At 62.8% G+C, this 17,116-nt stretch carries 17 protein-coding genes and 1 tRNA gene; 6 read left to right on the top strand and 12 right to left on the bottom strand.

All coding sequences use genetic code 11. The annotated features are described in order from the left end of the window. Positions 1-94 precede the first annotated feature (94 nt). Positions 95-1,135: a LacI family DNA-binding transcriptional regulator gene (locus MF606_RS11895; RefSeq protein ID WP_240229452.1), complete on the top strand. Its 1,041-nt coding sequence runs from the start codon at positions 95-97 to the stop codon at positions 1,133-1,135. Between the two features lie 46 nt (positions 1,136-1,181). Here MF606_RS11895 and MF606_RS11890 read toward each other — a convergent pair whose 3' ends face one another. The 10 genes from MF606_RS11890 to MF606_RS11845 form a co-directional block, all read right to left on the bottom strand. Further along, a complete protein-coding gene (locus MF606_RS11890) occupies positions 1,182-1,574 on the bottom strand; it encodes a hypothetical protein (protein WP_240229451.1) in 393 nt (130 codons plus the stop codon). Further along, the gene (rlmB, locus tag MF606_RS11885) at positions 1,571-2,326 is read right to left on the bottom strand and encodes a 23S rRNA (guanosine(2251)-2'-O)-methyltransferase RlmB (RefSeq protein ID WP_240229450.1); all 756 of its coding nucleotides are present in this window, start codon (positions 2,324-2,326) and stop codon (positions 1,571-1,573) included. The genes MF606_RS11890 and rlmB overlap by 4 nt, the downstream gene beginning before the upstream one ends. A gap of 90 nt (positions 2,327-2,416) precedes the next feature. Next, on the bottom strand, positions 2,417-2,566 hold the full coding sequence (locus MF606_RS11880; protein ID WP_240229449.1) for a hypothetical protein: 150 nt from the start codon (positions 2,564-2,566) through the stop codon (positions 2,417-2,419). Between the two features lie 211 nt (positions 2,567-2,777). Continuing rightward, positions 2,778-2,862: transfer RNA gene (locus MF606_RS11875), tRNA-Tyr, on the bottom strand. 253 nt (positions 2,863-3,115) lie between these two features. Further along, on the bottom strand, positions 3,116-4,246 hold the full coding sequence (locus tag MF606_RS11870; protein WP_240229448.1) for a substrate-binding domain-containing protein: 1,131 nt from the start codon (positions 4,244-4,246) through the stop codon (positions 3,116-3,118). A gap of 82 nt (positions 4,247-4,328) precedes the next feature. Further along, positions 4,329-5,315, bottom strand: a complete 987-nt coding sequence (locus MF606_RS11865; RefSeq protein ID WP_240229447.1) for an ABC transporter permease — start codon at positions 5,313-5,315, stop codon at positions 4,329-4,331. Continuing rightward, on the bottom strand, positions 5,312-6,295 hold the full coding sequence (locus MF606_RS11860; protein ID WP_240229446.1) for an ABC transporter permease: 984 nt from the start codon (positions 6,293-6,295) through the stop codon (positions 5,312-5,314). The genes MF606_RS11865 and MF606_RS11860 overlap by 4 nt, the downstream gene beginning before the upstream one ends. Continuing rightward, positions 6,292-7,803 carry a sugar ABC transporter ATP-binding protein gene (locus MF606_RS11855; RefSeq protein WP_240229445.1) on the bottom strand — a complete coding sequence of 504 codons (1,512 nt, stop codon included), beginning with the start codon at positions 7,801-7,803 and terminating at the stop codon, positions 6,292-6,294. Before MF606_RS11855 ends, MF606_RS11860 begins: the two co-directional genes overlap by 4 nt. Then, entirely contained in the window at positions 7,800-8,654 is an 855-nt protein-coding gene (locus MF606_RS11850) for a sugar phosphate isomerase/epimerase family protein (protein WP_240229444.1), read from the bottom strand. Before MF606_RS11850 ends, MF606_RS11855 begins: the two co-directional genes overlap by 4 nt. A gap of 257 nt (positions 8,655-8,911) precedes the next feature. After that, the gene (locus MF606_RS11845) at positions 8,912-9,778 is read right to left on the bottom strand and encodes a sugar phosphate isomerase/epimerase family protein (protein ID WP_240229443.1); all 867 of its coding nucleotides are present in this window, start codon (positions 9,776-9,778) and stop codon (positions 8,912-8,914) included. A 148-nt stretch (positions 9,779-9,926) separates the two neighbouring features. Between MF606_RS11845 and MF606_RS11840 the strand changes: the two genes are divergently transcribed. Further along, positions 9,927-10,958 (top strand): AraC family transcriptional regulator, encoded by a 1,032-nt coding sequence (locus tag MF606_RS11840; RefSeq protein WP_240229442.1) that lies wholly within the window; start codon positions 9,927-9,929, stop codon positions 10,956-10,958. 49 nt (positions 10,959-11,007) lie between these two features. Here the strand turns inward: MF606_RS11840 and MF606_RS11835 are convergent, their stop codons facing one another. Further along, positions 11,008-11,934 (bottom strand): ABC transporter substrate-binding protein, encoded by a 927-nt coding sequence (locus tag MF606_RS11835; protein ID WP_240229441.1) that lies wholly within the window; start codon positions 11,932-11,934, stop codon positions 11,008-11,010. A gap of 52 nt (positions 11,935-11,986) precedes the next feature. Then, on the bottom strand, positions 11,987-12,907 hold the full coding sequence (locus MF606_RS11830) for an ABC transporter substrate-binding protein (protein ID WP_240229440.1): 921 nt from the start codon (positions 12,905-12,907) through the stop codon (positions 11,987-11,989). Between the two features lie 131 nt (positions 12,908-13,038). Here MF606_RS11830 and MF606_RS11825 point away from each other — a divergent pair, with 131 nt between their 5' ends. The 4 genes from MF606_RS11825 (at position 13,039) to MF606_RS11810 (ending at position 17,094) form a co-directional block, all read left to right on the top strand. Then, entirely contained in the window at positions 13,039-14,010 is a 972-nt protein-coding gene (locus MF606_RS11825; RefSeq protein WP_240229439.1) for a FecCD family ABC transporter permease, read from the top strand. Next, complete coding sequence (locus MF606_RS11820; RefSeq protein ID WP_240229438.1) at positions 14,007-15,041, top strand: FecCD family ABC transporter permease; 1,035 nt, start codon at positions 14,007-14,009, stop codon at positions 15,039-15,041. Before MF606_RS11825 ends, MF606_RS11820 begins: the two co-directional genes overlap by 4 nt. Next, the gene (locus MF606_RS11815; RefSeq protein ID WP_240229437.1) at positions 15,031-15,849 is read left to right on the top strand and encodes an ABC transporter ATP-binding protein; all 819 of its coding nucleotides are present in this window, start codon (positions 15,031-15,033) and stop codon (positions 15,847-15,849) included. Before MF606_RS11820 ends, MF606_RS11815 begins: the two co-directional genes overlap by 11 nt. Before the next feature lie 210 nt (positions 15,850-16,059). After that, positions 16,060-17,094: an ABC transporter substrate-binding protein gene (locus tag MF606_RS11810; protein WP_420842205.1), complete on the top strand. Its 1,035-nt coding sequence runs from the start codon at positions 16,060-16,062 to the stop codon at positions 17,092-17,094. Positions 17,095-17,116: the final 22 nt, after the last annotated feature.

The following is a 17,116-nucleotide window of genomic DNA, read 5'->3' as shown; positions in this document are numbered from 1 at the left end:
ATAGAACTGCGCCCATGCATGCCGCTTGACAGCCGGTGGGCGGAGGGGCACTGAAATTGAACACGATTTCACCTTGACGGTGACAGGAGGGGCGTTGGACGAGGGCGAGGGAATGATGCGCGGGCGGGCGACCGCCGAGATGGTGGCGCAGCGCGCCCAGGTCTCGCGCGTTGCCGTGTCGCGCGCCTTCAACCCCCACACCTCGCTCAAGCCGGAGAAGCGCGAGCTGATCTTGCGCGTTGCCCAGGAGCTCAACTACACCCCCGACCGCGCGGCCCGGGCACTGGTCAGCGGCCGCTCGCATCTGGTCGGCGTGATCGTTCCCGATGTCTGCAGCCACTGGGAAAGCCAGGAAATCGACGCGCTGACCACGGCGCTGCAGAACGAGGGTTTTGCCACGCTACTGTTCAAGACCCGCACCGACTACAGCATGGATGAGAAGCTGCTGGCCTATATGCGCGGTTTCAATCCGGATTCGGTTATTGCCTTCGTCGAGAACGTCAAGCCGACGACCCTGGCGCGCTTCCTCGATCGGGCCGTGCCGATCTATGTGCATTACCCCCATCCGGGCGCCGTAGATGATGCGGAGACCGGCCCCTTGCATGACCGCCTCAACGTGCTGCAGCGCCCCGGCGTGGAGCAGGCGGTGGCCCTGCTGCAGGGATATGGCGCACGCCGGATCGCTTATGTTTCGGGCGTCAGCAAGTCACGTGCCAATACGGCGCGCGAGCTGATGCTGCGGGCTGTGATGGCCGAGCGCGGATTACCCGCGCCTATCGTTGCGACCAGCGACTTCAGCTACGACATGGCCTATGCCGCTACGGTGGACCTGTTTCGGCTCGGTGGTGGCGCTGATGCCATATTTGCGGCGAACGACGTTGGCGCTTTTGGCGTGCTTGACGCCCTGCGCCACGAACTTGGCTTGCGCGTGCCCGAGGACGTGAAGGTGGTCGGCTTCGACGACATCGCCCAGTCGCACTGGAAAAGCTACAGCCTGACGACGGTAAAGTTTGATCTCGAGGAGCGGGTGCGCGCCCTCGTGCGCCTGATTCTCCGCCGTCTCAACGAGCCCAACGCACCCGCGCTTCAGGAAACCCTGCAAACCCGACTTGTCGTGCGCGGCACGGTGGGCTGACGGACACTCATTGCCCGCGCTGGTCGCGACAAAGGCAGCAGCGCCCTCAGTCTTCGTCGTCTTCTTCGACGTCGGTGAGGTAGACCGAGACCTCGATATCGATGCCTAGCCCAGCTATCGCTGCGGCGACGTGTGCCGGTAGGCGGGCCGACATGGCTTCGCCGTGATCAGGATAGTCGAAGGCCAGGTCCAGTACGGCCTTGCCGATGCGCCGATCCTCTAGCATCGCGGCGATGGCGGGGCCGGAGCGCTCCGCAAGCTCCAGCAGAGCCCGCACCGGGTTGTTCACCGGAATGTCGACCTGGGCGTAGAAGCTCTCCTCGGCGTCCTCAGCCTCGTAGCGGCTGGTGAGATGCTTCAGCGCCGCATCGAGTTCGAGCTGCTTGAGGGTTACGCCCGATAGCCGCAGGGCCATTGCGAAGGGTGCGAACTGGCTCATGACGATCGTCCTGCGGTGGCCGCGAACAGCGCGATGGCAGCGGCATTGGATACATTGAGCGACTTGATCGGGCCCGGCATGTCGAGCTTGACCATTTCGTCGCAGAGTTCGCGCGTGCGCTGGCGCAGGCCCTTGCCCTCGGCGCCCATGACGATGGCCAACGGTTGATCGCCGGAGCGCGGCTTGAGCTGATGCTCAGATTCCGAATCAAAACCCAGCACCAACATGCCGCGAGTCTTGAGCTTTTCGAGAGCGTCGCCGAGATTGCGGACCTCGATCATCGGCACCAGATCAAGCGCGCCGGAGGCTGATTTGGCCATTACGCCGGTTTCGCGCGGCGAGTGGCGAGCGGTGGTGATGACGGCATCGGCGCCGAAGGCGCAGGCGGTGCGCAGAATGGCGCCCACATTGTGCGGGTCGGTGATCTGGTCGAGCACCACGACGAGTTTGAGCGGCTTGATATCATCGAGCCCGAAACGACTGACCGGATCGACCTCAAGGGCGGCACCCTGGTGCACGGCGTCGTCGCCGAGCAGGCGGTCGAGCTCCTTGGGCGTGGCCTCCTTGACGGTGACCTTGCCGATTTCGCCCGTCTCCTTGAGACGCATCAAGGCATTGGGTGTGGCCAACAGAACCTTCTTGATTCGGTTCTTGTTGTCCAGCGCGGCGCGCACCGTGTGCAGCCCGTAAAGATAGACCGGACCGTCATCGGGATTGTAGCGCGGCTTGGGGGGGAATTTGTTGAAGCTCATGGGGCAGGCGTAGCGCCTTTGCGCGACACCAGCAAGCAGGCAAACGAAGCTTGGAGCGGCGCAGCGTGCTGCGCCGCCATCAAGGTGAGGTTAGTCGTTGCCGCTGTCCATGCTGCTGGATTCCGTCTTGCACAGCGACTTGTCCGAGAAGGTGCAATTCGGAATCTCGTAGGCGAAGCTGGGGGCCGCCACGGCGAAGGTGATGGTTGCGGCCAGGAGCGCCGCGAGAAGTTTCTTCATGTCAAATACTCCGTGTTGTTGACATGCCGACATATGGGGACGCCGACCGGCGGATGCCAGTTAACTCACGGTAATTGCGTGACAATTGGTTCATGAACTTCATGACATCGCCGTCATGTCGGCAATGTCATGGGCTACGCACATGGCGAAACGCCCGGTGCGCCTGGCGTCCGGTCCTATCGGCAGGCTCACAATTTTGGGGGAAGGTCGTTGGTGGAGGGGACTGGATTCGAACCAGTGTACGCTAAGCGGTCAGATTTACAGTCTGATGGATTTAACCACTCTCCCACCCCTCCACTGACAACGTCGCTTGGGTAGGAAAACGAAGCGCCGAGGCGCGTCGTCCGGGCGGTTTATGGTGGTCTGATGACAGTGTGTCAACACCCCTTCCGGCAAAGCCCCGCAAAAAACCGGTGGGCAGGCAAAATGTCTCCATTTGGCCTGGCTCAAGGCCACGCACAGGTCGATGATCGCCCAGTTTGCCGCACAGCAAAAAGAGGGCGCTCCGAAGAGCGCCCAAGGTTTGACCGTTGGTAGGTCGGGTTGAACTTACTTCACGCCACCCCAGGCTTCGGGATAGCCGGCCATGTTTTCGCAGCCACACATGGCGTAGTGCAGCGGAGGCATCTTGGCGTTCACGAACTGGTCGAGGTTTTCCATGGTGATGGCAGGCTGGGGCAGAACCCATTCCGGGCCGGGCACGGCTTCGCCCTTGAGCACGCGCATGGCGGCGATGATTGCCGTGCGCCACTGATAGGTTGGGTAGGTGGGGGCAATGGCGGTCATGCCGTTGGCCTGCCAGGTTTGCAGGAAGTCCTGCTGGTCCTCGCCGACAAACACCGGAATGTCATAACCACCGTCCTGGAAGGCTTCGATGGCGGCGACGGCAGTGGCGCCGGCATCCATCCACACGGCGTCGATGGTGCCGCGGGCCAGATAGTCTTCCACGATCGACTTGGTCTTGGCGTTGTCGCCATCGGTGAATTCAGCGCCAACGATGTTCAGTCCGGCTTCCTCCAGGATGCGCTTGCCCCCCGAATAGCGGGTCTCCAGCACGTCGACGCCGGGCAGGATACGCAGCATCAGCACATTGCCGCCGGCTTCGACATTAGCGGCGATGAATTCAGCACCCTGGATGCCGAAGCCGTAGCCACCCACCGGGTGAACGAAGGTCACCGGGCAGTCGGTATTGACGCCGCGGTCGAAGACGATGACCGGCAGGGTGGCACAGGCCTTCTCGACGGCCGGGGTGAGCGCGGCGGTGGTGTTGGGCGATACGATCAGGATCGAGCATTTGCCACCGGCGAGCAGGTCGTCGATGTCGGCGATCTGCTTGTCGTCCGAGCCTTCGGCATCCACGTGGATGAATTCGGCGATATCGGCGTGGAGCTTCACTTCCTCGGTCATGTCGGTGAAGCCGACCACGCGCCAGGGATTGTTCACGCCGGCATTGGAGAAGCAGACGGTGTAGGGACCGTCCTTCTTCATAGCGGCCGTGTCCTTAAGGCTATCGATGAGGTACTGCTCCCATGGCATGTCCGCCGGTCCCTGCGGCGTAGCGGCGAGCTGCGCCTGCTGCAGGGCGAACTGTTCCGGGTCGTCAAAATTCGGAGCCTGCGCAAAGGCGCTGCTGCCGAAGGCCAGCCCGGCGGCGATCGCCAAAGCCAAAATCTTCTTCATAGTCTTCCTCTCCCATTGGGTTGCTGCTTAGTCCTTCGCACGGTCGGCTTTTCCGGTTCTCGGGCGAGTTTGGTCACGTGCGTTACCGCCCGGTATGCTTGCGCCGGTACATGGCGATGGCCACGGCGGCGATGAGAATGAGTCCCTGCACGACCTGGCGCACCGGCTGTGGCAGCCCCAGGAAATTGAGCAGAGTGAAAATGGCCGTCAGCGTCAGTGCACCGGCAATCGTCGCCGGTACCGAGCCGCGCCCGCCGAGCAATTGCGCCCCGCCCAGCACGGCGGCCGTGATGGCCTGCAGCTCGTAGCCCGTGCCGACATCGGTCGAGACGCCGGCGAAACCGCCCAGCATGATGCCGGTCGCCACAGCGCTCAGCGATGACACGATAAAAGCGATGATGCGGACCCGGTTGACCGGGACGCCAGCGAGGTTCGCGGCGCGCGGATTGTCGCCGATGGCGTGGATCATCCGGCCCAGATTGGTGCGGTGCATGAGCCAGTAGAGCGCAAAGCCCAGCACCAGCAGCACGATGATCGCGACCGGGAATATCTTGATGATTGGCAGGTCGGTGAAGTTGAAGCGTCCAAAGAAGCGGAAGCTATCCGTCAGGTAGCCGCGCGGCGATCCGCCGGACCACATGAAGGCCACGCCATTGAGCGTGATCATCATACCGAGCGTGGCGATCAGCGACGGCACCTTGAGGTAGCAGACGACCATGCCGTTGATCAGTCCGACGCCCGCGCCGATGCCGAACATCACCGCGATGACCCACCAGGTGGCATTGGGGTCGTTGTTGAGTAGCATCGACGAGCCGACGACCACCAGAGTGATCACCGAGCCGACGGAAAGGTCGAACCCGCCCGAGACGATGACGTAGAGCTGTCCCGCCGCCAGGATGGCCAGCGGCGCGGCCCGCTTGACGAAGTTCATGTAGCCCTGCGGCTCCACGAAGGCCGGGTTCTGCAGGATGATGGCGACGATCAGCGCCGCCAGCACGAAATAGACCGGGTTGATCTGCGGCAGCTGGCGCTTCTTGCGCTCGGCGTGGGGCAAGGTGTTGTCGGTCATGCGACCAGCCTCCTGGAGCGCACCGTGTAGAAGGCGACGGCCACAACGATGATGATGCCGCGCAGCACCTGCTTGGCGAAGGCATCGACGCCAGCCAGGTTGAAGCTGGAGTCGATGAGCGAGAAGATCATTACGCCCGCCAGCGTGCCCCAGATGCCACCCCGGCCGCCGGCCAGAATTGTGCCGCCGATGACGACCACCGCGATGGATTCAAGGTCATAGACGCCGTCGCTGCCGATCCATGGTGCGCCGGAGCGCAGCCGGCTGGCCAGATAGAGCCCGGCGACTGCAGCGCAGAGGCTGCAGACCACATGCGCACCGATTATGACGCGGCTGGTTTTGATGCCCGCGACCCGCGCCGCATCCTTGTTGCCGCCGACGGAATAGACATCCGAACCGAAGCGCGTAAAGCGCAGCACGAACCAAGCCGCGACCGCCAGCGCCAGCAGGAAAACCAGGCTGAAGGGAATGCTGCCCAGCGTGCCATAGGCGAAGATCTGGAACTCCGGCGCCACCGCCCCAGCGAAGTTGGAGACGAAAGCCGAGAGACACCCCTGGATGATCAGGCTCATGCCCAGCGTGGCGATCAGTGGGTTCACCTCAAACCGTGCAATCAGTACGCCGTTGATAATTCCGACCACGAGCCCCAGGGCCAGCACCGCTGCTACCGCGGGCAGCATCATGGCCGGATTGCCATTCATCACCACCGACGTGACCACGGCGGAGGCCGAGATCAGGCTCGCCACCGACAGGTCAATCGAGGCGACGAGGATGGCGAAGGTCTGCCCGACCGCCGTAATGCCCAACGCGATCGAGCGCCCTAGGATCGAGATCAGATTGTCGAAGGTGAGATATTGCGTTTGTCCGGTGCCGATGGCGATCCCGATATAGATCAGCAGCGCGATGCCCAGCAGCAGAGCAGGGGCCCAGCGTTCGAAACGGAAGGTGAAGCGTGGTGGATTGAGGCCGACATCGGTCATGTCGCCACCTCGCTCTCGCCGGTTGCCGCGAGCATGATATCGGTCTCGGCCGCGCCGTGCGGGAAGCTGGCGACGATGGTCCCAGCGCGCATGACCAGCACACGGTCGGCCGCGCCGATCACCTCGGGCAGGTCGGACGAAATCATCATGATGGCCGTGCCCTGCCGGGCCAGCTCGCGCATCAAGTGGTAGATGCCGGCCTTGGCGTTAACGTCGATGCCGCGCGTCGGCTCGATGAAGATAAGCACCTTGGGCTTGAGCGCCAGCCAGCGCGCAACGATGGCCTTCTGCTGGTTGCCACCGGACAGGAACTTGATGTCCTGCGCGTAAGAGGCTGCTTTGACCTCCATCTGGTCGAGCAGGCCATCCATGCTCGTGAGGCTGGCGTGACTATTGGCTTTATGCGTAGCCCAAAGGCTACCGAATGCGCGGGCGGTCAGCATGCCATTGTCCCGCACCGACTGCATCAGCACGAGCCCCTCGGCCTTGCGGTCACCTGGCAGCAGGCCGATGCCGGCGCGAATGGCGTCGCGCGGATTGGCAAAGGCGGCATTGGCGCCATTGAGCGCCACCGTGCCTGTCGTAAACGGCATCTGGCCGAAGATCGCCATGGCCAGTGCCACGCGACCCGCGCCCTGAATGCCAGCAAAGCCGACGATCTCGCCGGCGCGCAGCTCGAGGCTGATATTGTGCAGCACCGCGTTGCCGGCATTGCTGACAGCCAGTACAACCTGACCAATCTCGTTCGCCGTCGCAGCAGGCGCGTAGAAATCGGCGATATCGCGTCCCACCATGGCCCGCACGATCGCTTCGGGGGCAGGTGGGGTATCGAAGCTGCCGGCGACCTCGCCGTCCTTTAGCACCGTCACCCGGTCGGCCAGTCGTGTCACTTCGCGCATGCGGTGGGTGATGTAGATCACCGCTGTGCCACGCTCGCGCAGCTTGTCGATAGTCTGGAACAGCACCTCGCATTCGGCTTCGTTCAACGCGGCCGTTGGCTCGTCCATCACTACCACACGCGCGTCGAGCGAGATGGCCTTGGCGATTTCAACCATCTGCTGGGTGGCGACATCCAGATCGCTCACGAAAGCGTCGGGAGACACCCGCGCGCCGGCGCCAAACAGGTCCAGCACGCGGCGTGTTTCCGCGCGCATCGCCCCCATATCCAGCACGCCGCTCTTGAGCAGTTCGCGCCCCAGGAAGATGTTCTGCGCCACTGTGCGCTCAGGCAGCAGCGAAAATTCCTGGTAGATCACCGAGATCCCTGATCGCAGCGACTCCACCGGATGCTTGAACGCCACCTCGGCACCATTGAGCACGATCCGGCCGGCATCAGGTCGGGAGACGCCCGAGAGTATTTTGATCAGCGTCGACTTGCCGGCGCCGTTTTCGCCCACCAGTGCGTGAACTTCGCCCGGATAGCAGGCAAAGCTGACGTCACCGAGCGCCTTCACGCCGGGAAAAGCCTTGGAAATGTTGGCCATTTCGATGACGGGACTGCCACTCATGGGGCCGCCTCCGCCCAGCCGCGCCGCATGAAGCTGATGGACTCGGCGAACAGCGTCTCGAAATCGGGGAAAAGCGGCCGCCATACGCGCGTCGCTGCCGCCAGTTCAGGCAACCCGGCGCCGAAGGCCTCCAGCGTCACCCAGCCGTCAAAGCCTGTCTTGCGGACCGCAGCGAAGACCTCGGCAAAGTTGATGTGACCCCGACCCGGAATGCCGCGGTCGTTCTCGGAGATGTGCAGGATGCCGAGACCGTCTCCCAGCGTCGCAATAGCGCGCGGCTGGTTCTGTTCCTCGATATTGGCGTGGAACGTGTCGTACATGATGCGGAAGGCGGGGTGATCCACCCGGTCCACGTAGGCCCGTGCCTGTTCCATCGTGTTGAGGAAGTAGGTCTCGAAGCGGTTGAGGTGCTCGAGGCTCAGGAAAATTCCGTTGGCGTTGGCGCGTTCGGCCATGGCGTTATGCGCCTCGGCGCCGTAGCGCAGCTCATCTTCGGTTGGGCCGGATCCGGTGAAATGACCAATCGGCGCGTGGAACGGCCCGCCCAGGCTCTCCACGCCGAGAGCGATAGCGCAGTCCATTGCCCAGTCGAGATGCTTGCGGCCGGCGGCGCGGACCTCGGGGTCGCTGCTAACAGGGCTCGCCTGGCTCGATGGAATGACCGATGTCGACGTGCGGCGCATGCCGATCTTGTCGAGTTCCCGGCCCAGCCAGGCATAGTGATCGGTGCCGCCGCGCAGCACCGGAACTTCGACACCATCATAGCCGAGTTCCTTGAGGCGCCTGATCTGACCCAGGTGCTGCTCTTCGATAAACCCGCTGAGACACAGCAAATTGATGCCGACCTGCATAGTCCTCCCCGCGGTCCTTTTCGGACCCTTGCTTGTGCATCCAGTATGGATGGATGCTTTTTCTGCCAGAGCCCGATGGTTGAGACGAACCGTCCCTGGTCCTGCAATTTTGAACGTCAGTGTCGCTGACGTTTCTTTGGCCTGCGTGGCAGCTGTGTCGGTCGTTTTCGACCAGACTCATCATGTAGCAGGCGTCACCGGCATGCGTTCAAAATTGGTCGCTGGTAGAATTTGAACACAGGCCGGCGGCGTCACGGCTATTGCAGCGCGATCTCAAGCTCGGCGCTTTTGCTGCGCAGCCAGGCAAGGGATTTCTCTATCATGGGGCCGCTAGCGCCCTCGCATTCGAGGCTGAGCGTGCCGGTGTAGCCATGCCGCTGCAGCATACCGAGGCAGGTGGCGATATTGTCGGCATTGACGCCGTCGCCCAGCGCGCAGTGGCTCACTGCAATACCCGTCTGGCCGCCACGAGCGCTGGCCGCGAGGGTTTCTGACACATCCTTTACATGCACGTGGCTCACCTTATCGATGAATTGTGCAAGGAAGGCCGTGGGATCCTGACCCGCAATGAAGGTATTGCCGGTGTCCATGTTCATTCGGAGCCACGGGCTGTCGACGAAGTCGAGCATCTGCGCCATGAATTCAGGGCGCGTGGTGAAGTAGCCGTGCGGCTCGATGTTAACAGTGATGTTGTGCGCCTCAGCCACTTCGATGATCGCGGAGTAGCTGCGCTGCATGATTGCCATCGACTGCGCCTCGGTGAGACCCGGGGGCATGTGCAAGCCGTCGGTCGTGTCAACGCAAGGACTGCCAGCCTGCGCCGCCCAGGCGATCGACTTAAGCACATAGGGCACACCGCGCATCGGCCCATCTTCGCCTGACAGGGGGTAGGCCGCATCGACCTGGCTGAATTGTACGCCATAGCGCTCCATCTTGCGGCGCAGCAAAACGGGGTCCTCGTACAGTGCCACATGGGGCTGGTAGCCCAGGCCATGCAGCCAGCTCACCCCGTCGATCAGCCCGCATTCGATATAGTGCACATTGTTGGCCTGGGCCCACTGCAGGCACTTCTCGAATGACCAAAATGCAGAATTGAACGCGTCCGTATGGAAGCCCAATTTCATCGCAGAATCCTCCTCCAGCCGTAACCCGTTATTCGTAAATGCTATTTTCTGGGTTCGGCTCGTTGTTTGCGCGGAAGAGCATTGCGTAAGAAAGCGATCCATGCGTTCATATGTGCACACTGGTAGATTTCGAACATCGAGGGATGGGATGGACGATGTAGTTCGGGCACTGGCGAGGCCGGCGGTTTTCCGCGAGCCTGGGGCGCTGCTCTATGCCGGCAATTGTGGGGATTTGCTTGTGGCCGCGCAGGCCGGCAAGGTTGTTCTCAATGCCTGGACGCGGCGCGGCTATCCTGGACTCGATCTTGGCGAAGCGTTGCCCCACGTCTGCTCAGTCGGCGGTTGGGACGCGGCCTATCCTCAGGATTGGGGCCTCAAGGTCCACTGCAACGAGGGCGTCAAGATCGCCTATGTCGCTCGCGGCAAGCTCGTGCTGACGCTCGACGGTCAGCGGCATGAACTCACCGAAGGCCAGATGTTCGTGGTGCGTCCGTGGCAGCTCCATGCCCTAGGAGATCCCAACGTGGTGGCGAGCCAGATCGTCTGGGTGTTGTTCGACATGGGGACGCGCCGTCCGCATGAGCAGTGGCAATGGCCCGATTGGCTGGCCTGGCCCGAGCGCGATCGAAAGCGGCTGACCGAGTTTCTGTCCAAGAATGAGCAGCCGCATTATCAGGCGTCGCGCGAGGTCGCTCAGGACTTCGAGCAGATCGCTGCTGTTGTCGCGACCAACGATATCGATGGCGGCGAAATCCGGCTGCGGCTGACCATCTCCACCATGCTGATGCACTTCATGCAACAGATCGAGGCGCAGGGGCCGGCACTGGATCAGGCTCTGGCCCAGTCCAAGCGCACCGTGCGGATATTCCTTGAACGCCTGCACCATGCGCTTGACGAGGATTGGACGCTCGAGAACATGGCTACGGAATGCAATCTCTCGCGCACGCAGTTCAGCCAGCATTGCCTGGCACTGACCAATACGACGCCGGTGCGCTACCTGCAGACGCTGCGGCTCGACGCGGCGCATCAGATGCTGCTGGTCAATCCCGATCTGCCGGTGACCTCGGTGGCTTATGATTGCGGGTTCTCTTCCAGCCAATACTTCGCCACCTGTTTCCGGCGGCGGTTCGGCATTTCTCCGGCGGAGACCCGCCGACAGCCGCAGGTGGCGGCAGAATAGTGAGGTGGTGGCCAAGTCCATGCGAACCAGGCCACCACCGCCAGCGTGACTAATTCGCCGTCGGTGTCGGCACGCCATAGATAACGGCCAGCTCATCGAGCAGCATGTTGGCGCAGTAGATGCCTCCGCCGGTGTTCCACACCAGCTCGCTGACGCGCTGTGCCTTGCCTGCCTTGACCGCCTCGAGGTTCAGCCAGAGTGGGTCACTGGTCCAATCAGCCAGGTTTGCCTTGGCCTCGTCGGGATCGGCATCGGCCGAGAAGTAGAAGATGCGGTCGCCGGCCATGTCCGGAATACGTTCCTTCTGCACTTCCTCGGCGAATTCGTCCCGGTCCTGTGCGGGCGGGCGCTTGAAGCCTATCTGTGCCAGGATGCCGCCGGCGAAGGTGTCTTTGTAATAGATGCGCGTGCGACCGGGCGAGAAGCGGACCAACGAAAGCTGCTCTTCGAGAGCCGGCCCAACGGCTGCAGCCAGAGCTGCGGCGCGGGCATCGAAATCGGCCAGTGCCTTCTGCCCCTCGGCTTCCTTGCCGACCGTCCGGCTATAGAGCGCGAGGTTGTCCTTCCAGCTGCCGCTGAGGTCTTCGGCGAAGACGGTCGGGGCGATCGCTGAGAGCTGGTCGTAGATCTTTTCCTGGCGCACCTTGTTGCCGATGATCAGGTCGGGCTCCAGGCTGGCCAGCACTTCAAGATTCACAGCGTTCTCGAAGCCCAGCGGCACGGTGTCCTTGAGCGCATCGGCGACGTGGGCATACCAGGGGTCGGCATCCCAGCTTTGGACAGCGCCAACAGGCACCACGCCGATATAGAGCAGGGCCTCAGTGCCCTCATTGGTCAGCATGACGATGCGCTGGGGCGCGTCGGGCACCTCGGTTACGCCCATAGCGTGGGTGATTTCGCGGGCCGTGGTCAGCCCGGTCATGCCGAGGACCAGCGCCGAACCCAACAGCGCGCTGGTGAAAAGCGATTTGAGCATTGTTCGATCTCGTTTGTGCGGGAGACGGGCTGCGATGCGGCCCGGCATGAGGTCAGCGGGTTGGCGCGAGGCCGTAGATGGTCTCGATTTCGTCGAGCATCGCATTGGCCGCGATGATGCCTCCGGCGGTGTTCCAGATGGCATCGGACACGGCCTGCGCCTTGCCTGCCTGAACCACGGGGAGGGCGGCCCACAGCGGATCGGCCATCCACTCGGCTGCGGCGCTGTCGGCGGCGCCATCGCCGGTCTCGTAGACGAAGTAGAACAGGCGATCGCCCTGGAATTCGGGAATGCGCTCCTTAGTCACCTCGTCGACGAACTCGTCCCGATCCTGATTGGCAGGGCGGGCAAAGCCGATCTGGCTCAGAACGGTGCCGGCAAATGTATCCTTGAGATAGATGCGCGTACGGCCAGCCATGAAGCGGACCAGCGAAATCTGCTCTGCCTTGGCGTCGCCCAGTTCAGTGCTGATGGCGGCAATGCGCGCGTCATAGGCCGCAAAAGCAGCTTCGGCCTCGGCGGTCTTGCCGACGGCCTCGGCATAGAGCGCCATGTTGATCTTCCAGTCGCCACGCAGGCGCTCCGAAATCACGGTCGGGGCGATAGCCGAGAGCTGGTCGTAGATCTTTTCGTGGCGGATTTTGGTGCCGATGATCAGGTCGGGTTCGAGCGCGGCCAGCAGTTCGAGATCGACCGCCGATTCCTCGCCGAGCACGGTGACGTCGGCCATCTGGGCGGCGACATGGTCGTACCACGGATCCCCCAGCCAGGAGCGTACCGCGCCAACCGGCGTGATGCCAACGGCGAGAAGGGCCTCGGTGCCTTCATTGGTCAGCACGACTACGCGCTGCGGCGCGTCCGGCACCTCGGTCGTGCCCATCGAATGGACAACTTCACGGGCACCCACCGCTGGTGAAAGCACCAGGGCAAGCGCCACGACGGCGGCGGCCAGGGCAGTCTGAATGGTACGCATCTCATCCTCTAACTTGACATGTTGCGTCATGAATGATTTGGGCACTCACCAGAGTTTATCCTGACTGTCAACATCACCATAACGAGTTTGTCCTGACCTCCGCTGCTTCTCCAACTCGGCAGGGACTGCCGATGCCGCTCATCTATGCCGGGCTGGTGGTGGCGCTTGCCGGGGCGCTGCTGGCAAGCATGACGCTGGGTTATCGGCTCTATCGGCTGGACCAGGTCTGGAACGCGCTTTTTGCCTATGACGGGTCCCAGACGGCGGTGGTGATTGCCAACCTGCGCCTGCCACGCGCCGCCATTGCGCCACTGGTCGGGGCGGGGCTCGGCATATCCGGTGTGTTGGTCCAGACATTGGCGCGCAATCGCATCGCCTCGCCCGATACACTAGGCCTCAATGCCGGTGCATCGCTGGGCGTGGTGATTGCGAGCTTCTGGTTCGGTATCGGGTCACTGGCCGGGCTGTCATTGGCCGCGGCGCTCGGTGCGCTGGTCACCAGCTTGCTTGTTTTTGCCATTGCAGCGGGGGCGGGCGGTCTTTCGCCCATTCGTATCGTGCTGATCGGTGTCACCATTGCTGGCCTGGGCCATTCGCTGGTCGAAGTCGTGCTGACCACCAACGAAGCGCAACTGCAGCAATTGCTGTTCTGGCTGTCGGGTGCCTTTGTCGATCGGCCGATGGCGCTGGCCCAGACCGGCGGACCCATCATCGCTATTGGCATTGTCATCGCGTTGCTGCTGGCCCGGCCGCTGGATGCGCTGCAGGCCGACGATTCCACGGCGGTCAGCCTGGGCGTTCCATTGTTCCTCGTCCGCGGCGCCAGTTTTCTGGCCGTGTCGCTGCTGACCGGCGCGGCTGTGTCGATGGCGGGGCCCGTCGGCTTTGTCGGCCTGGTCGTGCCCCATGCTGCGCGTTGGCTTGTCGGGCTCCGACACGATCGGCTGATCCCCGTGGCGGCGTTGATCGGGGCAATTTACGCGACGATCGCCGACGTCGCGGCGCGCTTTGTCATCTACCCCACCGAGGCACCGGTCGGCGCCATCACTGCCGTTGTTGGAGGCATTGTCCTGTTGGTGCTGCTGAAGCGGAGGGCGGCATGAGCACTTTGCCCGATACGGTGGTCAAGGCGCGCGGGCCGCTGTCGCTCGCCGCGATTGCAGTGGTTTTCCTGGTGCTGGCGCTGAGTGGCGTGGCGTTCGGATCGACCTGGATCGCCTTCGATCAAGTGGTCCGGGTTATCCTCGGGCTCGGTGAGAAAACGCAAAACATCATCGTGCTGCAATTACGCCTGCCGCGTGTAGTGATCGCCATCCTGGCCGGCGGCGGCATGGCGGTGGCAGGTTTCCTGCTGCAGAAGATCACCCGCAACTCGCTGGCTTCTCCCGGCGTTCTCGGCGTGATCGACGGAGCGGCGTTGGGCGTGGTCATCTTTCTCGCGGCCTTGTCAGACGAATCCAACGCGCTGGTGACCTCCATCGCTTATCAGCCTGTCGCCGCAGCGGTCGGGTCGCTGGTCGCCATCAGCCTGGTGTTCATTCTCTCCGGTCGTCAGGCCTCGTCGGCGATACGCTTGCTGCTGTTCGGCATCGCCGTTGCCGCTGTGGCCAAGGCGCTGACCATCATCCTGATGCTCATCGGACCGATCTACCAAACCAGCCAGGCGGCGCGCTGGATCGCCGGGGCGGTCAACGAGGTCAACTGGGGCGAGATCCAGATCACCGCCATCGCCATGGTCCCGATCATGCTGCTCGTGCTGATGGCGGCACGGAAGCTGCCGCCTGCCGACCTCGACGAGGTTTCTGCACGCGGGGTGGGGCTCGACCTGCCGGTGTTCCGCATCCTTATCTTCGCGCTGGCCGCCGCGCTGACAGCGTTGTCGGTGGCCTTTGTCGGCGGCGTCGGCTTTATCGGCCTGATGGCGCCGCACCTGGCCCGGTTGTTGGTCGGGCGAAACATTTTCGCCGGCCTGGCGGGCAGTTTCCTGCTGGGCGCCATCATGCTGGTTGGTGCCGATCTCATCGTCCGCGTACTGTTCTCGCCGATCGAAGTCCCCGCCGGCACGGTCACAGCGATTATTGGCGCGCCATATTTCCTGTTCCTGTTGATGGGCAAGCAACGCAATGACGGCTAACGGCTCCCCCAACCGCATCGACGTTCGCGACCTGACTCTCGGCTTCGGCAATGTCAGCGTGCTCAAGTCCCTGTCCCTGCCGATCGAACGGGGCAAGATCACCGTGCTGGCTGGGCCCAATGGCTGCGGCAAGTCTACGCTGCTGCGTGCCATCCGCCGCCTGCACAAGCCTGCGCGCGGCCACATCTTTCTGGAGGAAGTCGATATCTCGCGCCTTTCGGACAAGGCCCTGGCCCGCCAGATTGGCCTCTTGGCGCAGAGTCCCTCCGCGCCAGAGGATATGACGGTGGAAGAGCTGGTTCGGCTGGGGCGCTACCCGCACCAGTCGATGCTGCAGCCCTGGAGCCGGGACGATGGGCAGGCGCTAGAGCTCGCGCTAGCCGGCACCAGTGTCACGCATCTGCGTGCGCGCCGGTTGGGATCGTTGTCTGGCGGGCAGTTACAGCGCGTCTGGATCGCCATGGTGTTGGCGCAGCAGACCGACGTGGTGTGCCTCGACGAGCCGGTCAACCATCTGGATATGGCCCACCAACTGGATTGCCTGGACCTGGTGCGGCAGCTCAAGGAAGAGTTTGGCCGTACCGTGGTGCTGGTATTGCACGATTTGAACCTCGCCGCCCGTTACGCCGATCACCTTGTTTTCCTGCGTGACGGCGTCATCGCCGCCGCCGGCACGCCGGAACAGCTTATGACCGAAGAGCTGATTGCCAATGTTTTCGACGTCCGCTCGACTGTTATCACCGATCCAGTACACGGGCGCCCCCTGTGCATTCCGCTTCGTACCGAGAGCAGCCAGCGAAACGCCTGAGCGCGACTCCATTGAGGCGTGGCGACCGGTCCATCGGACGGGCCGCATTCTGCTGTCCTGAGCAGACGTTCCAAACTCACCAGTGCCGATAGAACGCCCTTCGCATGTCGATGCGAAGCTTCAGTATGATATGTTCTTATAGTCTATGGAATTGGTAGATATTAAAGCCGATAGTTTGACCGTCACATTTTGAACTGGACGGGTCATTCGATGAAATCAGCTTTTGTCCGACGTATCATTCCCATGGCGTTGGCGGCTCTGTTGGGGGCAGGCGGCGTTTCCACCGCTGTGCAGGCGCAGACGGCGCTTCCACCTTTGCTCGACGCGGTTCCCGAAGGCACAGTCTTGCGGGTAGGCGATCCCGCCACACAGAAGGCTCTCGAATTCTCCGGCCTCATCGACCAGTTCACCTTCAAGGTGGAATGGGCCAACATTTCGGGCGGGCCACAGTCAACCGAGGCATTCCGCGCCCAGGCGCTCGATGTCAGTGCCGTTGCCGAAATTCCGGCTATTCATGCGACCTGGACCGATTTGCCGGTGCGCATCATTGCCTCCAAGTTCCGCAAAGATCCCATCGCCAATCCGATCTACGAATTCGGTGTTGCACCGGGGGTCGAGGTCAAGTCGCTGGCCGACTTCCGCGGCAAGAAGATCGCTTATTCCCCCGGCCAGGCGCAGGGCGTGCTGGTGCTTCGGGCCCTGCAGGCGGCGGGCCTCAACAGGGATGATGTGGAGCTGATCGAACTGCCCAGTACGGGCGACGTCTATCCGGTATCGCTGGCCAGTCGGCAGATCGACGTGGCGCCCATTGGCGGCGTCAACATCAAGCGCTACCTGGCGCAGTACGGCAGCGATGGCGCGACAACGATTACGCATGGGCTGCGCGACGATCCGGGGCACCTCTATGCGCCGCAATGGGTGCTCGACGACCCGGCAAAGGCCGCCGCTCTCGCCGAATATGTCCGCCTCTGGGCGCTGGCGCAGAAGTGGATTTACGACAATCCGGAGGAGTGGGTCGCGAAGTACTACGTCGCTGACCAGGGCCTGTCGGCGGAGGACGGGCAGTACCTCGTCGACCTCGCCGGCGAGTACGACATTCCCACCAATTGGGATGACGTGATCACCCGCCATCAGGCCACGATTGAGCTGCTCGCGGCCGCCACTGGCAATGCCGTGTTCGACGCCGAGCAGAACTTCGATCGACGGTTCGAGCATATCGCCGCCGAAGCGCTGCTAGCGCCCTGACACCAGCCATATTGCGAGGAGT

Origin of the sequence: Devosia lacusdianchii, assembly GCF_022429625.1 — a bacterium.
Lineage (GTDB): Bacteria > Pseudomonadota > Alphaproteobacteria > Rhizobiales > Devosiaceae > Devosia > Devosia lacusdianchii.
The sequence above is the reverse complement of the archived record's forward strand: the minus strand, read 5'-3'. Positions and strand labels throughout refer to the sequence as shown.